At 65.8% G+C, this 19,000-nt stretch carries 19 protein-coding genes; 8 read left to right on the forward strand and 11 right to left on the reverse strand.

What is annotated here, in order from left to right; genetic code table 11:
* Window positions 1-13: 13 nt before the first annotated feature.
* On the reverse strand, window positions 14-1,561 hold the full coding sequence (locus tag RS899_RS07970; protein ID WP_054907870.1) for a nucleobase:cation symporter-2 family protein: 1,548 nt from the start codon (window positions 1,559-1,561) through the stop codon (window positions 14-16).
* Window positions 1,562-1,940: 379 nt separating this feature from the next.
* On the opposite strand from RS899_RS07970, the gene RS899_RS07975 reads away from it, so the two are divergent.
* Entirely contained in the window at window positions 1,941-2,825 is an 885-nt protein-coding gene (locus tag RS899_RS07975; protein ID WP_054907871.1) for a LysR substrate-binding domain-containing protein, read from the forward strand.
* 162 nt (window positions 2,826-2,987) lie between these two features.
* Here the strand turns inward: RS899_RS07975 and RS899_RS07980 are convergent, their stop codons facing one another.
* Entirely contained in the window at window positions 2,988-3,917 is a 930-nt protein-coding gene (locus tag RS899_RS07980; RefSeq protein ID WP_315809570.1) for an MBL fold metallo-hydrolase, read from the reverse strand.
* Window positions 3,918-4,354: 437 nt separating this feature from the next.
* On the opposite strand from RS899_RS07980, the gene RS899_RS07985 reads away from it, so the two are divergent.
* Window positions 4,355-5,047 carry a B3/4 domain-containing protein gene (locus RS899_RS07985; protein WP_315809571.1) on the forward strand — a complete coding sequence of 231 codons (693 nt, stop codon included), beginning with the start codon at window positions 4,355-4,357 and terminating at the stop codon, window positions 5,045-5,047.
* A 4-nt stretch (window positions 5,048-5,051) separates the two neighbouring features.
* On the opposite strand, the gene RS899_RS07990 is transcribed toward RS899_RS07985, so the two are convergent.
* Window positions 5,052-5,681 carry a TetR family transcriptional regulator gene (locus RS899_RS07990; protein ID WP_233300346.1) on the reverse strand — a complete coding sequence of 210 codons (630 nt, stop codon included), beginning with the start codon at window positions 5,679-5,681 and terminating at the stop codon, window positions 5,052-5,054.
* A gap of 95 nt (window positions 5,682-5,776) precedes the next feature.
* On the opposite strand from RS899_RS07990, the gene RS899_RS07995 reads away from it, so the two are divergent.
* Window positions 5,777-6,442 (forward strand): O-methyltransferase, encoded by a 666-nt coding sequence (locus RS899_RS07995; protein WP_233300347.1) that lies wholly within the window; start codon window positions 5,777-5,779, stop codon window positions 6,440-6,442.
* A gap of 11 nt (window positions 6,443-6,453) precedes the next feature.
* On the opposite strand, the gene RS899_RS08000 is transcribed toward RS899_RS07995, so the two are convergent.
* A complete protein-coding gene (locus RS899_RS08000; RefSeq protein WP_233300348.1) occupies window positions 6,454-7,377 on the reverse strand; it encodes a LysR family transcriptional regulator in 924 nt (307 codons plus the stop codon).
* A gap of 163 nt (window positions 7,378-7,540) precedes the next feature.
* Between RS899_RS08000 and RS899_RS08005 the strand changes: the two genes are divergently transcribed.
* Together RS899_RS08005 and RS899_RS08010 are read left to right on the forward strand one after the other, a co-directional pair.
* On the forward strand, window positions 7,541-7,936 hold the full coding sequence (locus RS899_RS08005; protein ID WP_233300349.1) for a RidA family protein: 396 nt from the start codon (window positions 7,541-7,543) through the stop codon (window positions 7,934-7,936).
* Window positions 7,937-8,020: 84 nt separating this feature from the next.
* Window positions 8,021-8,521, forward strand: coding sequence for a GNAT family N-acetyltransferase (locus RS899_RS08010; protein ID WP_233300350.1), 501 nt, complete (start codon window positions 8,021-8,023; stop codon window positions 8,519-8,521).
* A 4-nt stretch (window positions 8,522-8,525) separates the two neighbouring features.
* On the opposite strand, the gene RS899_RS08015 is transcribed toward RS899_RS08010, so the two are convergent.
* Entirely contained in the window at window positions 8,526-8,945 is a 420-nt protein-coding gene (locus RS899_RS08015; RefSeq protein WP_054907879.1) for a hypothetical protein, read from the reverse strand.
* Window positions 8,946-9,147: 202 nt separating this feature from the next.
* On the opposite strand from RS899_RS08015, the gene RS899_RS08020 reads away from it, so the two are divergent.
* Both RS899_RS08020 and RS899_RS08025 read left to right on the forward strand, forming a co-directional pair.
* On the forward strand, window positions 9,148-9,537 hold the full coding sequence (locus tag RS899_RS08020) for a hypothetical protein (protein ID WP_054907880.1): 390 nt from the start codon (window positions 9,148-9,150) through the stop codon (window positions 9,535-9,537).
* A 449-nt stretch (window positions 9,538-9,986) separates the two neighbouring features.
* Entirely contained in the window at window positions 9,987-11,681 is a 1,695-nt protein-coding gene (locus RS899_RS08025) for an amidase (RefSeq protein ID WP_315809572.1), read from the forward strand.
* 249 nt (window positions 11,682-11,930) lie between these two features.
* On the opposite strand, the gene RS899_RS08030 is transcribed toward RS899_RS08025, so the two are convergent.
* Complete coding sequence (locus tag RS899_RS08030) at window positions 11,931-12,947, reverse strand: GlxA family transcriptional regulator (protein ID WP_139093066.1); 1,017 nt, start codon at window positions 12,945-12,947, stop codon at window positions 11,931-11,933.
* 62 nt (window positions 12,948-13,009) lie between these two features.
* Entirely contained in the window at window positions 13,010-14,422 is a 1,413-nt protein-coding gene (gabP, locus tag RS899_RS08035) for a GABA permease (RefSeq protein ID WP_233300353.1), read from the reverse strand.
* 407 nt (window positions 14,423-14,829) lie between these two features.
* On the opposite strand from gabP, the gene RS899_RS08040 reads away from it, so the two are divergent.
* On the forward strand, window positions 14,830-15,489 hold the full coding sequence (locus tag RS899_RS08040) for a glutathione S-transferase family protein (protein WP_315809573.1): 660 nt from the start codon (window positions 14,830-14,832) through the stop codon (window positions 15,487-15,489).
* Window positions 15,490-15,540: 51 nt separating this feature from the next.
* Here RS899_RS08040 and RS899_RS08045 read toward each other — a convergent pair whose 3' ends face one another.
* The 4 genes from RS899_RS08045 to RS899_RS08060 form a co-directional block, all read right to left on the reverse strand.
* The gene (locus RS899_RS08045; protein ID WP_315809574.1) at window positions 15,541-16,899 is read right to left on the reverse strand and encodes an ATP-binding protein; all 1,359 of its coding nucleotides are present in this window, start codon (window positions 16,897-16,899) and stop codon (window positions 15,541-15,543) included.
* Entirely contained in the window at window positions 16,875-17,540 is a 666-nt protein-coding gene (locus tag RS899_RS08050) for a response regulator (RefSeq protein ID WP_054907886.1), read from the reverse strand. The genes RS899_RS08045 and RS899_RS08050 overlap by 25 nt, the downstream gene beginning before the upstream one ends.
* A gap of 102 nt (window positions 17,541-17,642) precedes the next feature.
* On the reverse strand, window positions 17,643-18,077 hold the full coding sequence (locus RS899_RS08055) for a hypothetical protein (RefSeq protein WP_233300355.1): 435 nt from the start codon (window positions 18,075-18,077) through the stop codon (window positions 17,643-17,645).
* Window positions 18,078-18,105: 28 nt separating this feature from the next.
* A complete protein-coding gene (locus tag RS899_RS08060; protein WP_054907888.1) occupies window positions 18,106-18,873 on the reverse strand; it encodes a hypothetical protein in 768 nt (255 codons plus the stop codon).
* Window positions 18,874-19,000: the final 127 nt, after the last annotated feature.

Below are 19,000 nucleotides of genomic sequence, written 5' to 3' on the forward strand. Positions count from 1 at the left end.
GTCTGACTGAGTATCAGGCGCTGCTGTTCACCGTCTCGCGCTTGAGCGGTCTGGTCGCTGGCGCGTGGTGCTCGTCGTGGTCGTGATCGTCGACGATTACCGGTACTTCGTTGCCCTCGGCGTCAAACAGCTTGCCGTTCTGGAAGTAGTCACCCTCGTTCAGCGCAGCGATGTCACGGTAGCGCAGGGTGCGTTCCTCGGCGGCGACGAATACCGACTGCTGGTCCGAGTTGCCGGTCTTGAAGTGGTTGAACAGCAGGTTGAGGCCGATGGCCATGATCGCCGCCGAGCTGATGCCCGAGTGGAAGATGGTGGCGAACCAGCTAGGGAAGTGCTCGTAGAAGCTCGGCGCGGCGATCGGGATCATGCCGAAGCCGATCGAGGTGGCGACGATGATCAGGTTCATGTTGTTGCGGTAGTCGACCTTGGACAGCGTGCGGATGCCGCTCGCCGCCACGGTGCCGAACAGCACCACGCCAGCGCCGCCCAGCACGGATGAGGGCACCGCGGCGATCACCCGGCCCATCACCGGCAGCAGGCCGAGGGTCACCAGGATCAGCCCGCCAGTGGCTACCACGTAGCGGCTCTTGACGCCGGTCACGGCCACCAGGCCGACGTTCTGGGCGAACGCGCTCTGGGTGAAGGAGCCGAAGATCGGCGCCAGGATGCTGGAGGCCATGTCCGCGCGCAGGCCGTTGCCCAGGCGCTTGGAGTCGACCTTGGTGCCGATGATCTCACCGACGGCGAGGATGTCCGCCGAGGTCTCCACCAGGGTCACCATGATCACGATCAGCATCGAGATGATGGCGGCGATGTGGAAGGTCGGCAGGCCGAAATGGAAGATCGACGGGAAGGCCACCATCGGGCCTTCGGCCACGCGGGAGAAGTCGGTCATGCCCAGGGCGGCGGCGATCACGGTACCGATCACCATGGCCAGCAGGATCGACAGGCGCGAGATGGAGGCGCTGCCCAGCTTGCTCAGTAGCAGGACGATCACCAGGGTGAGCGCGGCCAGGCCGATGTTGGCCATGCTGCCGAAGTCCGGTGCCTTGGGGTTGCCGCCCATGGCCCAGCGCGCCGCCACCGGCATCAGCGTCAGGCCGATGGTGGTGATGACGATGCCGGTGACCATCGGCGGGAAGAACTTGGTGATACGCGAGAAGATCGGCGTGATCAGGAAGCCGATGAACGAGGCTGCCATCACCGCACCGAGCACGGCGGGCATGCCGCCGCCCTCATAGCCGCCACCGAGGATGGCGATCATGGTGGCGACGCCGGCGAAGGATACGCCTTGCACCAGCGGCATCTGTGAGCCGAAGAAGGGGATGCCGAGGGTCTGCAGCAGGGTGGCGAGGCCACCGGCGAACAGCGAGGCGGCGATCAGCAGGCCGATCTCGCTGGGGGAGAGCCCGGCCGCCTGGCCGAGGATCAGGGGCACGGCGACGATACCGCCGTACATGGTCAGAACGTGTTGCAGGCCGTACGCCAGGTTGGCGCCGATTCCGAGGTTCTCGTCTTCCGGGCGTGCTCCGGCGGACGCTACAGCTGAACGATCATTCATGGCTGAGGACTCGCTTGTTTTTGTTGTGCGGCCACTGTAGACAAAGTTCGTGTGAAATATCCACTGGTTTGTATACATTTTCTCGTCCGATGGTCCGGAATCTGACCGGGAGGTTAAGTGCTTTTTCCGTTGAGATCGCTCTGCAATCAGCGTTATGCATGAAATCCTGACTCGGGATGCTTTGCCCAAAATGTGTGCATTTCTGAATCCAAAAGCACCAGTTGGCTGCATGCAAAGCGCCGAAAGGTTCTTTGCGACCACCTGGACACAGGACTTCGCAATTTGTGGGCCAGGGGGGCTTCGAGCGCGTTGCGTTCCCCTGTGAAGGCCGCTCCTGCTATAACCGTCCGTCACGATTTGCGCAGGACTGCTTCAGAAGATGGCCCTCCCGCCACTGCACAGTTTCAGGGTGTTCGAAAGCGTGGCCCGCCTGGGCAGCCTGGCGGCGGCTGCCGTCGAACTGCACGTCACCACCGGCGCGGTCAGCCAGCAGGTCAAGGCGCTGCAGGCCGGCCTGGGCGTGGAGCTGTTCGAGAAGCGCGGCCGCCAGTTGGTGCTGACCGCCAGTGGGCGAGCGCTGCAGAAGAGCGTGGCCAGCGCGATGGACGAGATCAGCGGGGCGGTCCTGGCGTTGCAGGCAGGAGGGCGCCCGGACGAGGAACGGGTGGATATCTGCCTGTCGATCCCCCCGGCCGAAGGCGTGGAGTGGCTGACCCGGCCGTTGTTGCGCTTCATGGAGGAGTCGAGTTCGGTGCGGGTGAGCGTGATCACCGCGCCGGGCATGCCCCAGGTGGACTGGCGCCGCGCCGACGTCGCGGTGATCTATGGCACGCCGCCGTGGTCGGGTGTCTGGTGGCGTCTGCTGCATGGCATCCGCATGACGCCGGTGTGCAGCCCGCAGTACCTGCGTGGGCCGCTGGCCATCGTCGAGGCCGCGGACCTGGCGCGGCACCGGTTGCTCCACGAGGACGATGGCAGCCAGTGGCAGCAATGGCTGGCCGAGGCTGGCCACAGCCGCGGAGGCGCCGAGGACATCCATTTCGAGGATTTCGGCATGGTCCTGCAGGCGGCGCGCGATGGCTTCGGCGTGGCGCTCAGCGACGAGACGGTTTCACAACGCGACCTGGACGAAGGCCGGCTGGTGTGCCCGCTGCCGATCTCGGTAGCGGCAGTGCACAACTACTACGTGGTCTGCCCCGAGGCGAAGCGGGAACGCCCGGAGGTACGGGCGTTCATCGAGTGGTTGCTGTCTGTGGGTGAGTAGTGCTCAACCCGCCAGCGCTGTGGGTTGGAAGTATCTTTAGGCGCGAGCTTGCTCGCGAACAGCAGCCTACCTTCCTGCACTTTTGTATCAGGCTGACCCCGGTTCGCGAGCAAGGACTGGGCGTCCCTCTCGGTCCTACAAAAGGCGGGTTGGGCGCAGGCCTCAGTAGCCGTACCCGCGCCCATCCGTGAACTGGATGTCGGTCAGGATGCTGATGTCCTTCTCCACCTTGTACAGCTCCGAGCTCCTGATCAGTTCCGGGTCGCTGAAGGCTTCGCCCTTGGCGCGGCCGGCCTGGATCTGCTGCATCTTGTCGCGAACCGCCACGACGTCGGCGTAGGTCATGGCCGGCACCTTGCTCGGGTCCTCGTCGGCGTGGGCGCCGTAGAGGGTGGTCTGCGGGTTGATCACCTTCAGGGTGGTGTCCAGCGAGGCGACGTAATCCTTCAGGTTCCCCGCCAGCAGCCACGACGGATACAGGTGGTCGCCGGAGAGCAGGATGTTGTGCGCTTCGTCAAACAGCGCAACTTCGTCCGGCGTGTGGCCGGGCATGCTCAGCAGGCGCAGCTTGAGGCCGCCCAGATCGATCACTTCATCAGGCTTCACCAGCCGTGACACCTTGAAGGGCGCCAGGGTCATGTGGTCGATGTTGCCCAGGTAGACCGGCTCGGGCACCTGGTAGAGGCCGTCGGCGCGGCGGAATTTCGCGGTGAAGGGCGTATCCACCAGGTAGATGCTCTGGAAGTTGTGCAGCCCGCCCAGATGGTCGAAGTGCAGGTGCGAAGGCAGCACCGAGAGCGGCTTGTCGGTGATCTGGCGGGCGACCTGGGTGACGTCTTCCTTCTGGTTCGCGCCTGAGTCGAACATCAGCGCGTGCTCAGAACCCACCAGCAGGTACGAATAGTTCTTCTGGTAGTAGTTCGGCTCGCCGATGGCGTAGAGGAAGTCCGTCAGCTTGTGTACCACGAAGGTCGGTTTTTCTACCTTGAGGGCGTCGGCCTTGGGCGCCTCGGCGGCGGTGGCGGTGGCGGCGAACGGTGCGCCGAGGAGGGTAGTGGAAGCCAGGGCCAAGGCTTTGATCAGTGTGCGCATGGGGCGCGAACCTCTTTGTCGTTGTTTTGGGTGGGAATGGCGGCGGGTATTTCCGTCAGCCCATCTCAACGCTGGCGAGGGCGCACTTCAATCCACGATTTTTGTGGCCCGACAGTTCAGATCAGCTAAAGCCTGACAGTTGGGCGGTATTAGCAAAGTCGATTTGCGTGATATCCGATAAGCAGGGCTAATCCTTCATTCGGGGATTTCATGGCAGCGAGAACGCCATGCCGGTAGAACTACGCTGGTCGGGCGCGCTTTTCGCGCCCCATTCCCCTGTTACCGGAGCTATTCCAATGACGTCCAGATGGACCACATTGCTGTGCGTGCTGAAAACCCTGTCTGTTGCCTGGGGCGACTACAACAAGCGCAACTTCGTTCGCCGCTGAGGCGGGCAATTCGATCGTCCGCATTCGCTGTACATCAAGGATTTCGCCATGCATCCCGTCACGCCTCGCATTGATCCCGCCATCGCTGCCATCGCCCCCGGCTTTCGGGCCCTGAGCATCACGGTCGAGGCCGCGCCGATCCGCCACCCGGCGGTGGCCGAGCAGGCCCTGCAGCGAGCCTGCGCGGCGCTCCTGGCGGGCGAGCCGGCCTGGGCCGAGGCACACCTGGCGGCGTGGGCCGAAGTGTTCCGCCGCTTCGGCGCCAAGCCCCAGCGCACGCCCTGCTCGGCAGAGGCGCTGCGCAAGCGTGTACTGCGTGACGGCAGCCTGCCGGTGATCGATCCGGTGGTGGACCTGTACAACGCCATCAGCGTGCAGTTCGCGATTCCGGTGGGTGGGGAGAACCTCGCCGCCTACATCGGAACCCCGCGCCTGGTAATCGCCGACGGCAACGAACTCTTCGACACGATGAAGGACGGCACGCCGGCCCACGAATCGCCCGACGCCGGCGAAGTCGTCTGGCGTGACGACCTCGGTGTCACCTGTCGCCGCTGGAACTGGCGGCAGGGCGTGCGCACCCGCCTGGACGCCGAAGCGCAGCAGATGTGGTTCATCCTCGAAAGCCTGCCGCAGATGCCGCTGGAGGCCCTGCAGGGTGCGGGTGAGCAGTTGATTGCCGGGTTGCAGGAGATGATGCCGGGCGCCAAGGCCGAGGCGCTGCTGGTGGCGTGCCGGGAGTAAGCCTCTACTGCATGAGGCTCTTCAGGTAGGCGCAGAACATATCTGCCATCGCGTCGCTGAATGCATCGATCTGCTCGGCGCTGCGCGGGCTTTCCGAGAACTGCTTGCCCACCGAGCCGAGCGTCGTGGTGATCAACTCGCAAGCCAGCGTGCGTTGTGCTTCGGGAGCGAGCGGGAGGGCTTCGGCGATGAACGCCTGGAAAATCCCCTCGCCGGCGGCCTTGGCTTCGCGGGCCTCCGGCGCATCACGGTAGAGCGGGGCGGCATCGCTCAGGGCGATGCGCATTCGCGCCTCTTCGCACTCGGAACGGATGAAGGCATGGACGAGGTTGCGCAGGCGCTGCAATGGCGCCTGCGTTTCGTCCGCCAGCAGGCCGCGCAACATCTCGGTGGTTTGCCGCCACTCGTCGCTCTGCAGGCGGAACAGGAGCGCCGCCTTGTTCGGGAAGTACTGGTACAGCGAGCCGACACTGACCCCGGCGCGCTCGGCCACGCGCGCGGTGGTGAAACGCGAGGCGCCTTCCTTCTCCAGAACCTGAACAGCGGCATCCAGAATGGCCGTCACCAGGTCGTTGGAGCGCGCCTGTTTCGGCTCCTTGCGCGTGGAAATACGCGGGCTGCGGCGTTCGGGCATGGGGCTCTCCGGCAATGCGAATAGTGGAACCTGACGAATTCGTCGCATTCTAGTCGGGCGCTTTTTCGCGCTCAATCCCCTATCCGGAGACCACCATGACGACCCTCACTTCTGCCCCCGTGGCACCCCTGCTGCAACGCCTCTTCGAGGAAGCTGATGCGGCCTCTCCCCAGTCCAGCCCGGCCTTCGCCAATCTCGACCAGGCCGCGCTGACGCACCTGATGCAGAGCAAGACCGAGTACCGGGAGCTCTACGGCCAGCTCAAGGATCAGCCGCTGCCCGTCTCGCGGGAAACCGGTGCGCTGCTGTACATGCTGGCGCGCAGCATCGGCGCCAGGCACATCGTCGAATTCGGCACTTCCTTCGGTATTTCGACGCTGCACCTGGCGGCTGCCTTGCGCGACAACGGCGGCGGCCGGCTGATCACCAGCGAGTTCGAGCCTTCGAAAGTGGCACGCGCCCAGGCCAACCTGGTCGCGGGTGGCGTGGCCGACCTGGTGGAAATCCGCGAGGGCGATGCACTGCAGACGCTGGCCCGCGACCTGCCCGAGAGCATCGACCTGTTGCTGCTCGACGGCGCCAAGGCGCTCTACCCGGAAATCCTCGCCCTGGTGGAAAACCGTCTGCGGCCCGGTGCGCTGGTCATCGCCGACAACGCCGACTACAGCGCGGAATACCTGGCGGAGGTCCGCCTGCCGGGCGGGCGCTACCTGTCGATTTCGTTTGCCGATGACGTGGAATTGTCCATGCGCCTGGGTTGAAGCTGCGCTGTCTAGAGCAGGGGCTGGGCCACCGGCGCGTGTCGCGCCATCAGCTCGACGATCCAGTCGATGAACACCCTCAGCTTCGCGCTGACGTGGCGGTTGGGCGGGAAGGCCACGAACAGCGGCATGGTTTCCATCGTCCAGCCGGCGAACAGCTCCACCAGTTCGCCGCGCGCCACGGCCTCGTCGGCCATGTAGCGCGGCAGCCAGAGCACCCCCATGCCGGCGATACCGGCGGCGAGGTAGGCGTTGCCGTCGTCCACGGTCAGCACCGGCCGACCCTGGACCTGCACGGTTTCTCCCTCCTTGTGCAGCGCGTACGACAACGGCTTGCCGGTGCGCGCCCAGAGGTAACCGACGATGCGCTGCTGGCTATTCTCCAGGTCACGCGGGTGCTCCGGCACTCCGGCGCGCTGCAGGTAGGAAGGTGCGGCAAAGACCCCCAACTGCAGGTCGCCGACGCGCCGGGCCATCAGCGATTGATCGGTGAGTTCGCCACCGCGCACCACACAATCCACATTCTCATCGATGAGGTCGACCATGCGGTCGCTGACGCCCAGGTCGATCTGGATGTCCGGGTAGCGCGCGTGGAAGCCCGGCAGCGCGGGGATCAGCAGGATGCGCGCCAGCGGGCTGGGCACGTCCACCCTTAGCCGCCCGCGGGGTTCGGCGGCGGCGCTGGATAGGCTGGTCTCGGCGTCATCCATGTCCGCCAGCAGGCGCACCACGCGCTCGTAGTACGCAGCGCCGTCGGCGGTGAGGTTGAGCTTGCGCGTGGTGCGGTTGAGCAGTCGCACACGCAGGCGCGCCTCCAGCTGCTGGATCAGCTGGGTCACGCTGGTGCGGCTCATGTGCAGGGTGTCGGCGGCCTTGGTGAAGCTGCCGGTTTCCACCACGCGGGCGAAGGCTTGCATCGCATCGAAACGGTCCATGGCGGCTCCGGCTGGCTCAGGAAGGAGGGCGTTGATAGGGGCTGATTGTTTGGATTCTACAAACAATGCTGACCAGTGTTGCCCGATTATTGCTGCCCGCCCGCGCCGTAACCTGCCTCCATCGTTGAACCGGGGCCATCGCGCCCCTCGCTGGAGCAAGCAGATGAGTACACGTGACGTGGTTTTCCCTTCCGGCCGCCAGGCTCTTTATGAACGCAACCGCTATTCCCCGGCGATCCGCAGCAACGGCCTGCTGTTCGTCTCGGGCCAGGTTGGCAGCCGCGAGGACGGTTCGCCCGAGGCTGGGCTGGATGCCCAGGTGCGGCGCGCCTTCGCAAACCTCAACGCGATCCTCGACGCCGCCGGTTGCAGCTTCGATGACGTGATGGACGTGACGATCTTCATGGTCGACCCCCAGGCGAATTTCGAGCGCGCCTGGCAGGTTGCCGCCGACTATTGGGGCGCAGCCCCCTATCCGACGGTGACCGCGGTGGGCGTGACCTGGCTCTACGGCTTCGATTTCGAGATCAAGGCGATCGCGCGCCTGCCACAGGGCTGAGGCCGGCCGCAGGGCAGGGCGGCGAGACGGGACGGCCGGGTTTCTTTACCATGCCATCCTGTTTGCCCTGCCAGGATTTCCCCCATGACCGCGCCGACCTTCCGCACCGCCGTTCCCGCCGACACCGACCGTTGCTTCGCGATCGAAACCACCGCCTACGAAGGCGACGAAGCGGCGACGCACGAGAAGATCGCCACGCGCATCGCGCAGTACCCCGAAGGCTTCCTGATCATGGAGCTGGACGGCGAGATCATCGGCTTCATCAACAGTGGCTGCGCGTTCGACGTGGTGATGTCCGACGAGGACTTCAAGGAACTCATCGGCCATGATCCGGCGGCGCCCAACGTGGTGATCATGTCGGTGGTGATCGACCCGGCGCAGCAGGGCAAAGGCTATGCGTCGCTGCTGATGCGCACCTTTGTCGAACGCATGGCGGGCCTGGGCAAGCGCACCATCCACCTGATGTGCAAGGACCGCCACGTGCCGCTCTACGAGCGCTTCGGCTACCGCTACGTCAAGCCGTCGGCGTCCGACCATGGCGGCATGGCGTGGCACGAGATGGTCATGGAATTGCCAGCCGCCTGAGCCTTCAGCGCTCCGGTCGATCGTTCACCCGGTCGCGGGTGGCGCGCTCGGCCAGCCGGTCGAAGGATTCCGGCAGCAGCGCCGCCTCGCCCTGCTCGTCGAGCAGCTGGCGGAATACCAGGTGGTCCGGGAAGCTGCGGCTGATCAGCGTGAGCAACTCGGTGCCGCGCTCGGTCAGCTCGAAGTTGTTGCCGGTGCCGCCGTGTTCGCGCGGGCGCTCCTGGATATAGCCGTTGGCGAAGAGATCGCCCTCCAGGTCGCCGGCGACCTTCTTCAGATGATCCGTGCTGCCCTCCACCGGCTCGCCCTGCAGCCGGTGCTGCTCGGCCACTTCCTCGCCGCATTCGCGAGCCTTGTAGGGTTGGTCAGCGCATTCCTGGGCGCGCAGCAGCAGGCGTTCGATCAGGTCCCAGTCGTAGCTCATGGCATGTCCTCCGGGGTTGGAAAGGCGGGGGCTTCCTGATTTGCGACCGGCCATGGCGGGGAGGGTTCGAACTTCCTGCGCAGCGGTGCGCAACCATCAATACCGTCGAGTTTCACTATCGATGCAATCGAGTGGTGCGCGGGCCGGGCGCGGCTGACTATCTGTCCCACGAGATCGATGAACCGAGCAAGGGACAGAATCGATGAACACCCAGCGCCCCACCGCCAATCGCCCGGCTGCCCGTATCGCCCTTGGTTCGCTACTGCTGGCGGTGGCAAGCCTGACCGGCTGCGCGGCGACCTCCGAAAGCCAGCTGAGCTGGGACAGCCTCGGCGGCATGACTGCCCAGGACAGCAGCGCCTACCTCAACTGCGTCGACGGCAGGCTGACTCCCGGCACCGCCACGTTCGTCAGCGACCGCGGCACCACCCGCCAGCTGCTCACCGGCAGCGCTGATCCGCTGCAGGCCAGCGGCATCGTCCAGGTGACCCCCATCGCCGGTGGCAACCATTTCAGCGCCTACCAGCGCAGCGCCTGGCAGGACAAGGGCGAGCTGCTGGACGCCGCCTACCAGTGCTCGCAGCACGGTTGATGATCTGTAGAGGTTGATATGTCTTCGAGCGGGTCGCTCCCCCCAGCGACCCGCCCAGCGCCGGCAGGCGGCGAGTAGCCTGCGCCAGCGTCTGCCTTCGGGCTTTCGCTGATTCACTCTCCAAGGGTGCTTCCCCCGGCACCCGTATCTCGCCCGTCGAGTCCGCGCTCGGCGGGCGTTTTTTTTAATTTACGCGTGTTGTGTATTCTGATCGGACATGCCAGTGTGTGCGCCCTGGCGGCTGTATTCGCCCTGCCTTGCCCAGGATGCGCATCCGGTTTGTCCGCCGGGCGCTGAACGACGCCGCCGGCCGACGGTAAACTCACTCCCGTCGCGTAACAGAAGTACAAGAGAATCGAGATGAACACGCATTTTCCGACTTGCGCCGTCTGGGTCCTTCGCGACGCAGACCTGCCCCTTCCCACCAACCTTCAGCCGACGGTGAAAGCATGATCGAGGTAACCGAAGTTTCCATTGCGCAGCTGCGTGAAGCCCTCGAGTCGGACCGCACCACCGCGGTCGAACTGGTCAAGGCCTACCTCGCGCGCATCGATGCCTACGATGGCCCGACCAAGCTCAACGCCGTGGTCGTGCGCAACCCCGAGGCCCTGAAGGAAGCCGAAGCCTCCGACGCCCGCCGCGCTCGTGGCGAAACCCTCGGCCCGCTGGACGGCATTCCGTACACCGCCAAGGACAGCTACCTGGTGAAAGGCCTGACCGCCGCTTCCGGCAGCCCGGCCTTCAAGGACCTGATCGCCTACCGCGACGCCTTCACCGTCGAGCGCCTGCGCGCTGGCGGCGCCATCTGCCTGGGCAAGACCAACATGCCGCCCATGGCCAACGGTGGCATGCAGCGCGGCGTCTACGGCCGTGCGGAAAGCCCGTACAACCGCAAGTTCCTCACCGCGCCCTTCGCCTCCGGCTCCTCCAACGGTGCCGGCACTGCGACCGCCGCGAGCTTCTCGGCCTTCGGCCTGGCGGAAGAAACCTGGTCCAGCGGCCGCGGCCCGGCGTCGAACAACGGCCTGTGCGCCTACACCCCGTCCCGTGGCGTGATCTCGGTGCGTGGCAACTGGCCGCTGACCCCGACCATGGACGTGGTGGTGCCCTACGCCCGCACCATGGCCGATTTGCTGGAAGTGCTTGACGTGGTCGTCGCCGAAGACGCCGACAAGCGTGGCGACCTGTGGCGCCTGCAGCCGTGGGTGCCGATCCCCGCCGTCAGCGAAGTGCGCCCGGCGTCCTACCTGGACCTCGCCGCCGGCCCGGAAGCCCTCAAGGGCAAGCGCCTGGGCGTGCCGCGCATGTTCATCAACAAGGACGAACTGGCCGGCACCAGCGAGAAGCCCGGTATCGGCGGCCCGACCGGCCAGCGCATCAACACCCGCGCCTCGGTCATCGACCTCTGGGAACAGGCCCGCAAGGCCCTGGAAGCCGCCGGCGCCGAAGTCGTCGAAGTGGACTTCCCGCTGGTTTCCAACTGCGAGGGCGACCGTCCTGGCGCGCCGACCGTGTACAACCGTGGCTTCGTTTCCGAGCAGTTCCTGCATGACGAACTGTGGGAACTGTCCGGCTGGGGCTTCGACGACTTCCTCCGCGCCAACGGCGACCCCAAGCTGAACAAGCTGGCCGACGTCGACGGGCCGAAGATCTTCCCGCATGACCCGGGCACTCTGCCGAACCGCGAGGACGACCTGGTCGCCGGTATGGACGAGTACGTCAACATGGCCAAGCGTGGCCTGAAGACCTGGGACCAGATCGAAACCCTGCCCGACGGCCTGCGCGGCCTGGAGAAGACCCGCAAGCTCGACCTGGAAGACTGGATGGACGGCCTGAAGCTGGACGCCGTGCTGTTCCCCACCGTGGCCGATGTGGGCCCGGCGGACGCCGACGTGAACCCGGAATCGGCCGACATCGCCTGGAGCAACGGCATCTGGGTAGCCAACGGCAACCTGGCGATCCGTCACCTGGGCGTGCCGACCGTCACCGTGCCGATGGGCGTGATGGCCGACATCGGCATGCCGGTGGGCCTGACCTTCGCCGGTCGCGCCTATGACGACTCGGCGCTGCTGAGCTTTGCCGCGGCCTTCGAGGCCACCGGCTCCAAGCGCCTGGTGCCGCCGAGCACGCCGCCGCTGGGCTGATCGGTCAGTTGCTTCCAGCAGGATGAAAAACCGCGCCCCAGGGCGCGGTTTTTTATTGCCAGAAGCACTGGGTGCGACGTTTTCGATGGTCTCGTGTGTTGATGGGCCATTGTTCGCGAGCAAGGACTAGGCGTCCCCCTCGGTCCCCACAGGGTGTGGCGGTCCTGCTCCTTGTAGGAGCGAGCTTGCTCGCGAACCCCTGCCGGCCTGGCGCGACAGCCGGGAAGCCATCGCGGACAGAGTCCGCTCCTACGGGGAGCGCTCGGATGTGCGTTGCGCCTTCACGCAACCGAAACGCGCCTCCCTGGACGGCGAGTAGCCGTAGAAGGACGTGTAGCACTTGCTGAAATGGCTGGGCGAGACGAAGCCGCAGGCCAGCCCTACCTCGTACATCGGCAGGCTGGAATGCTGCAGCAGGCGGCGGCTTTCGGTGATGCGCAGCTCCAGGTAATAGCGCACCGGCGTGGTGCCCAATTGTTCCTGGAACAACCGCTCGATCTGCCGCTTGGAGCGCCCGACGTAGTTCGACAGCTGGTCCTGGCTCAGCGGTTCCTCGATGTTCGCACTCATCAGGTTGATCGCCTCGCGCAGCGGCTCGCTGAGCTTTTCGTGCAGCGCCGGGCGAGTGCGGCGGAAGCGCGACTCCTCGAAGGCGAGGATGTCGACGATGGCGTCCACCAGTTCGCGGCCGTGGCGCGCGTTGATCCACTCCAGCACGAGGTTGAAGGCGCCGGTGGGGCTGGCGGCGGTGAGGCGGTCGCGGTCGGCCTGGTAGCTCTCGCTGGTGACCTCGCTGTGCCGGGCGATCTCCGCCAGCGCCGCGCGGTTCTCCGGGTGGATGGCGCAACGGTAGCCGTCCAGCAGGCCGGCCTGGCCAAGGAACCAGGCGCCGTTCCACAGGCCGGCGAGGGCGATGCCGCGGTCGGCGGCGATCTGCAGCAGGCGCGTCAGTTCGGGGATTGCGCGCAGCGGGGTGCGCAGGCCGCCGCACACCACCAGCAGGTCGAGCTCGACGAGTTGCGCCGAGGTCAGCGTCGCGCCGGGGCAGATCACCAGGCCCAGGTCGCTGGTGACCGACTCGCCATCGAGGCTGAAGGTCTGCGTGGCGAAGGTCTGTGCGCGGATGAGGTTGGCGGTGACCAGGGTATCCAGCGCCTGGGTGAAGGCCGGCAGAGAGAAGTGCTCCAGCAGCAGGAAGCCCACCCGCGCGAGCCGGCCGGGCTCCCGGGACTCACCGTCGAGGTAGCGCAGGTTGCGCCCCTGCATGGCACCACTGAACTGGCGGCGTTCGACCAATCGGCACCTCGTCTCGTTGTGTGGCGGAGCGTTCAGCTACGCACGGCGCGCCGGCCGATGGTTCGCTGGGTGTGGGGCGACGTGCGCCGGCCGGTCTGGCTGAGCAGGACGATGATCACCGTCAGCGCCAGGGTCGAACTCACTTCCACGCGGTGCGCCGGCATGATGAACATTACCGTGAGGATGAAGCTGATGATCCCGATCACCAGCCAGGTCAGCCAGGGGAACAGCCACATGCGAAACACCAGCTCGTGGTTGCGCCGGCGCAGGATGCCGCGCATGCGCAGCTGTGACACGGCGATGGCCAGGTAGACGAGCAGGGCGATGGAGCCGGAGCTGGCGAGCAGGAACTCGAACAGCCGCCCCGGTGCGAAGAAGTTGAGCAGGGTGGTGAACATGCCGATCAGCGTACTGGCGATCACCGCCGCCCGCGGCACGCCCGCTGCCGAGGTGCGCTGGATGAAGGCCGGTGCGTCGTTGCGGCGGCTCAGCGAATAGATCATCCGCGAGGCGATGTACACCGAGGAGTTCAGGCAACTGGCCACGGCGACCAGCACCACCAGGTCCATCAGCAGCTGCGCGTTGGGGATGTGCAGCAGCTCCAGGGTGCGCTGGTAGGAGCCGATCTCCACCAGGCGTGGGTCGTTCCACGGCACCACCGAGATGATCACCAGGATCGACAGCAGGTAGAACACGCTGATGCGCCAGATCACCGAGCGCGTGGCCTTGGCGATGTTGCGGCTGGGGTCGCTGGATTCGGCGGCGGCGATGGTCACCGCCTCGGTGCCGATGAAGCTGAACAGGGTGGTGATCAGCGCACTGAAGATCGCCGTCCAGCCGTTGGGCATGAAGCCGCCGTGCTCGCCCATCAGCTTGTGCAGGCCGCTGACCTCGCGCCCCGGCAGCAGGCCGAACAGCGCTGCCGCGCCGAGGCCGATGAAGGCCACGATGGCGACCACCTTGAGCATGGCGAACCAGAATTCGAACTCGCCGTACTTGGCGACGCTGAACAGGTTGGTGACGGTGAGCAGCAGGGTCATCGACAGGGCGAAGACCCAGGTCTCGACCTGTGGGAACCAGTTGTTGAGGATGACCCCGGCGGCGATGGCCTCGATGGGGATGACCAGCACCCAGAACCACCAGTACAGCCAGCCGATGGTGAACCCGGCCCAGCGGCCGATGGCCTGGTCGGCATAGGCCGAGAAGGAACCGGTGTCGGGGCTGGCCACGGCCATCTCGCCGAGCATGCGCATGACCAGCACCACCAGCAACCCGGAGAGCGCGTAGGCGACGATGGCGGAAGGGCCGGCGGCGGCAATCGCGTGGCCGGAGCCGACGAACAACCCCGCGCCGATGATTCCCGCGATGGAAAGCATGGTCACGTGGCGGGGCTTGAAGCCCTGCACCAGATCGCCATTGGCGCCTTTTGCACTGGGAGCACTCATCTGTCGGCCTTTTCTTGAAATTGTTCTTATGGAAGTAGCGAGGTCGGCGCGGTGGCGCGTGCAGGAGTGAGGCTTCCCGTCCGGTCGATGGTTCCGCTCCTTGCAGGATCAGGGAATGACCGGGGAAAGGCGCCGCTGCTGGCAACGCGCATCACGCGGGATCCAAGCTAAGGCAGATGGGCAGGCTGCGAGTTGCTCGAAATCGCCGCGGGCATGATCAAAAGCGACATGGCTACGGGGATCGATAGTGGCCATCAGCCGCTCTGCGGCGAAGGTTCCGCACGGCCGGAGTAGGGGGGGCGACGCCAGCGAACCGGATCGACGGTCAGCGTTTCGGCGGCTTGAGGCTCGCCTGGCGGCATTCGGGTCTAGGCTGAGTACTTTCGTCTGCCTCAGGTGATCCAGCCATGTCCCTTGTGCTCTTCGGCCATCTTTTTTCCTCCTACACGCAGAAGGTGCTGATCGCGCTGTACGAGAACGCCACGCCCTTCGAGTTCCGCGGCCTGGGCCCGGATGAGCCGGACAACGGTGCGCACTGGCTGCGCCTGTGGCCGCTGGCGAAGTTCCCGGTGCTGCTCGACGGTGAGCACAGCGTCGCCGAGACCAGCATCATCATCGAGTACCTCCACCTGAAGCATCCCGGCCCGGTGCGGCTGTTGCCGGACGATCCGCTGAAGGCGCTGGACGTGCGCTTCCTCGACCGCTTCTTCGACTGGCACGTGATGACCCCGGTGCAGCACGCCGTGCTGGGGGCCATGAGCGGTGAGGCGAGCAAGCGCGTCGAAGGCCTGGCCCACGCGGTGAGCAAGCTCGAACTGGCCTACGCCTGGCTGGAAGAGGAACTGGCCGGGCGCGCCTGGGCGGCGGGCGACAGCTTCAGCCTGGCTGACTGTGCCGCGGCTCCTTCGCTGTTCTACGCCGACTGGACCCACCCCATCGGCGACCGCTACCCGACCCTGCGCGCCTACCGTTCGCGTCTGCTGGCGCGCCCGTCCTTCGCCCGCGCGGTGGAGGATGCGCGACCTCTGCGGACACTGTTCCCGCTGGGAGCGCCGGATCGCGATTGAGTACGGTGCGCTGCTTCGTACAGGCCTGGGAGGATTTGCGCGCTCGGGCTTTCAGTCGGCTGCGAGGGCAAAGCTCAGGGTGACGCTAAGACCGGTTTTCGCCTTGGCGTCCGTATAGCCCAGTTCCACCACGGCTCCCAGGCGTTCGGCAATGGCCCTGACGATGGACAGGCCCAGGCCTGAACCTATTTCGGTGTTGCCCAGCGTGCGATAGAAGGGGTCGAAGACTCGTTGCCGTTCGGCTTCGGCGATACCTGGCCCTGTGTCGCTGACCCGTAGCAGGACGGCCTGCGGTCCGCGCAGGACGGCCAGGTCGATGCGGCCGCCTTGCGGTGTGTAGCGAATGGCATTGTCGACCAGGTTCTTCAGCATCGTCGAGAGATCCATCTCGCTGACGGGCAGGTGGGCGTCCTCGCCGGGTTCCAGGCCGATATCCAGATCCTTGGCCCTGGCCAGTGGCAGCAGGTCCTCGAGTACGCTGCGATACACCTGGTGCACGGAGGTCGGTGAGGCCGGTTGCGTCGCGGGAGCCTGGGCGCGGGCGAGGCTCAGCAACTGGTCGACGAGGTTCTTGCTTCGCTCGAGCCCCCGGCGCAGTTGCGCCAGCCGCTCGCGGGCGACATCGGACATGTCCGCGGCGCCGAGGCGTTCTGCCTGCAGCGAGAGCGCGGTCAAGGGAGAGCGCAACTCGTGGGCGGCATCGGCGACGAAGCGGCGCTGAGTTTCCAGGCTGTTACCCACGCGGCCCAGCAAGCGATTGATGGCATGTACGAATGGCCGGACCTCGGTGGGCAGCGCCGACTCGTTCACCGGGTGCAACTGTTGCTCGTCGCGCTGGTCGATTTCCGCCGCCAGCCGGGCGATGGGGCGGAACAGCTTGCGCACCAGGTCGGCGACCACCAGCAGCAGGATCGGGAACAGTACCAGCAGGGGAAGCAGGCTGCGCCAGGCGCTCTCGCGGGCGTCCTTGTCACGGCTGCCGGTTTCCTGCGCCACGGCGATGCGTTCGCCGGCGGCGGTGGTTTTCACCAGCACGCGGAAGGACTCGCCGTACAGGGACTGGGTCGACAGGCCATCGGCAAGGTGGGTCGACAGCGGCAGCGGCAAGGTGGTGTCGGAGTCACCACGGGCCTTGCTGCCGTCGGCCAGGTACTGGACGACGATGCGCGATTCCTCGTCATCGCCCTTGGTGGAAATGACCTCCTCGGGGTAGCGCAGCGTCATGTGCTGGCGCTCGAACAGCGCGGCAACGTGGCGCAGGCTGTTGTCCTGGATTTCCAGCGCTTCATCGAAGGCCGAGGCGAAGGCGAAGACGCCGGCGACGATTGCCACCGCCAGGATGGCCAGCGACAAGGCGATGGACAGGCGTAGCTGTACCGACTCGTTCAGGCGCCTTTTGAAACCATCCATCCCATTCCCCTGACGTTCTTGATGACATGGCTGCCCAGCTTGCGTCGCAGCGAGTGGATCAGGAATTCGACGGCATTGCTTTCCACCTCGTTGCCCCAGCCGTACAGGCGATCTTCCAGCTCGCTGCGCGAGAGGATGGCGCCGGGGCGGATCAGCAGCGCCTGCAGGAGGCTGAACTCGCGGTTGGAGAGTGCCACCTCGGCATGCTCGGCGGTGCTGGCATGCTTGTGGATCGGGTCCAGCGAGACCACGCCATTGCTCAGCAGGGGGCTGGCACTGCCTCCCTTGCGGCGCATCACGGCACGCATGCGGGCCAGCAGTTCGGCCAGTTCGAAGGGCTTGAGCAGATAGTCGTCGGCGCCGCCGTCCAGCCCGCGCAGGCGGTCATCGAGACTGTCGCGGGCGGTAATGATCAGCAAGGGCACCGGATTGTCGTGGGCACGCAGGCTGGCCAGCACATCGAGCCCATCCTTGCCCGGCAGGCCGAGGTCGAGCAGTACCTGGTCATAGTGCTGGCTGGCGAGTGCGCTCAGGGCGCTCAGGCCATCCTGCACCCAGTCGGTGGCATAGCCCGCTTCGTTGAGCGCGGCCTGGATGGCATCGCCGATCATGGTGTCGTCTTCGACCAGCAGTACCCGCATGTTCTTCTCCGCAGTACACGGGCGCGGCCTCCCGGAGGAGGAGGCCGCGGTGGGATTGAAGCACCTGTGTGCGCTTTTCGCGATGGCTTTTGCGCGCTTTGCTCAGGCTTTGCCTTGCAATCTGTTGAAGGTTTTCAGCAGCGCATCCATCGCTGCCTTGCAGTTGGCCTGTTGCGGGCTGCTGGCGCGCAAGGCCGAGAGCGACTGGTCGATGGCATCGTCGAGCACGTGCCAGTCGGCGGCAGCCCGCGGCTTGAGGCCGGCTTCGGCGCCGTCCCACGCCAGTTCCAGGTCCTTGATACGCAGCTTGGCAAGCGCCAGGTCGCCCTGGTTGACCAGGCCGGTGACATCCTGGGCAATGCTCTGGAACTCGGACAGATCGCCCAGTTTCGAGACGGTGTTCTGGCCGGCACCGAGCTGGCTGCTGGCAGCGGACGCCGGGGCGTCGGTGGATTTTGAGCAGGCCGTGGCCAGGCCGATCAGGGCAATGGCACAGGCGACGGCAGTTTTGCGGACAAGCGAATGGAGACGAGGCATGGTAGCTCCCGAATGATCGAAGGGTGGGTTATTGAGTGATGCTTTTCTGGCTGTTGCTGCTGAACTGGGCGACCGCGACCAGGATCAGGATGACGCTGAGGAACAGCGCGCTGGTCCAGGTGGCGCCCATGCCCAGGCCACCGTAGGTCTTGGCCTGGGTCAGCAGGTCACCCAGCGAGGCGCCGAAGGGGCGGGTGAGGATGTAGACGATCCAGAAGCACAGTACGGTGTTGCCGCCCAGCTTCCAGGCGATGGCGGTGGCAGCGATCAGCCCGGCGAAGACCAGCACGCCCACCGTGAAGCCAAGACCCAGGGCTTCGGTGGCCAGGTCGCCGGCCGCGGTGCCGAGGGCGAAGGTGCACAGCACCGTCGTCCAGTAGAACAGCTCGCGGCGCGGGGTGACGATCTGCTGGATGGAGAGGTTGCGCTCCAGCGCGTACCAGGCGGCGAAGTTGATCGCCAGCAGCACCGCGAACACCGTCGTGCTGAGGTAGAGGCTGACCCCGAGGACATCGGTGAGCAGGTCGGTGATCTGGGTGCCGACGATGCTCACCAGCACCACGCTGAGCCAGTAGATCCAGGGCGTATAGGCTCGCGTGCGGAACTGGCCGAACAGCGCGGCCGCCAGCAGCAGGGCCATGCCGATGCTGGTGGCGGCCTGGCCCAGCCCGGCATCGACAGCGAGAAAGTCGGCGAAGGTTTCGCCCACCGTGGTGGACATGATCTTGATCACCCAGAAGGCCAGGGTGACCTCAGGGACTTTGTTGAGCCAGGCGGCGGTTGTTGGCTGGTTCATGGGCGTGTGCATCTCCTTGGCTGCCGTGGGTCGGCGTGAGGAGAAGGCTACGGCGGGAAACTTAGCTGGGACTGAGGACGATCATCGGCGCAAAAAAATCCCCCGGTCGCGGGTACGACCGAGGGAT

Source organism: Pseudomonas sp. C9-3, from assembly GCF_032392015.1.
GTDB lineage: Bacteria > Pseudomonadota > Gammaproteobacteria > Pseudomonadales > Pseudomonadaceae > Pseudomonas > Pseudomonas nitroreducens.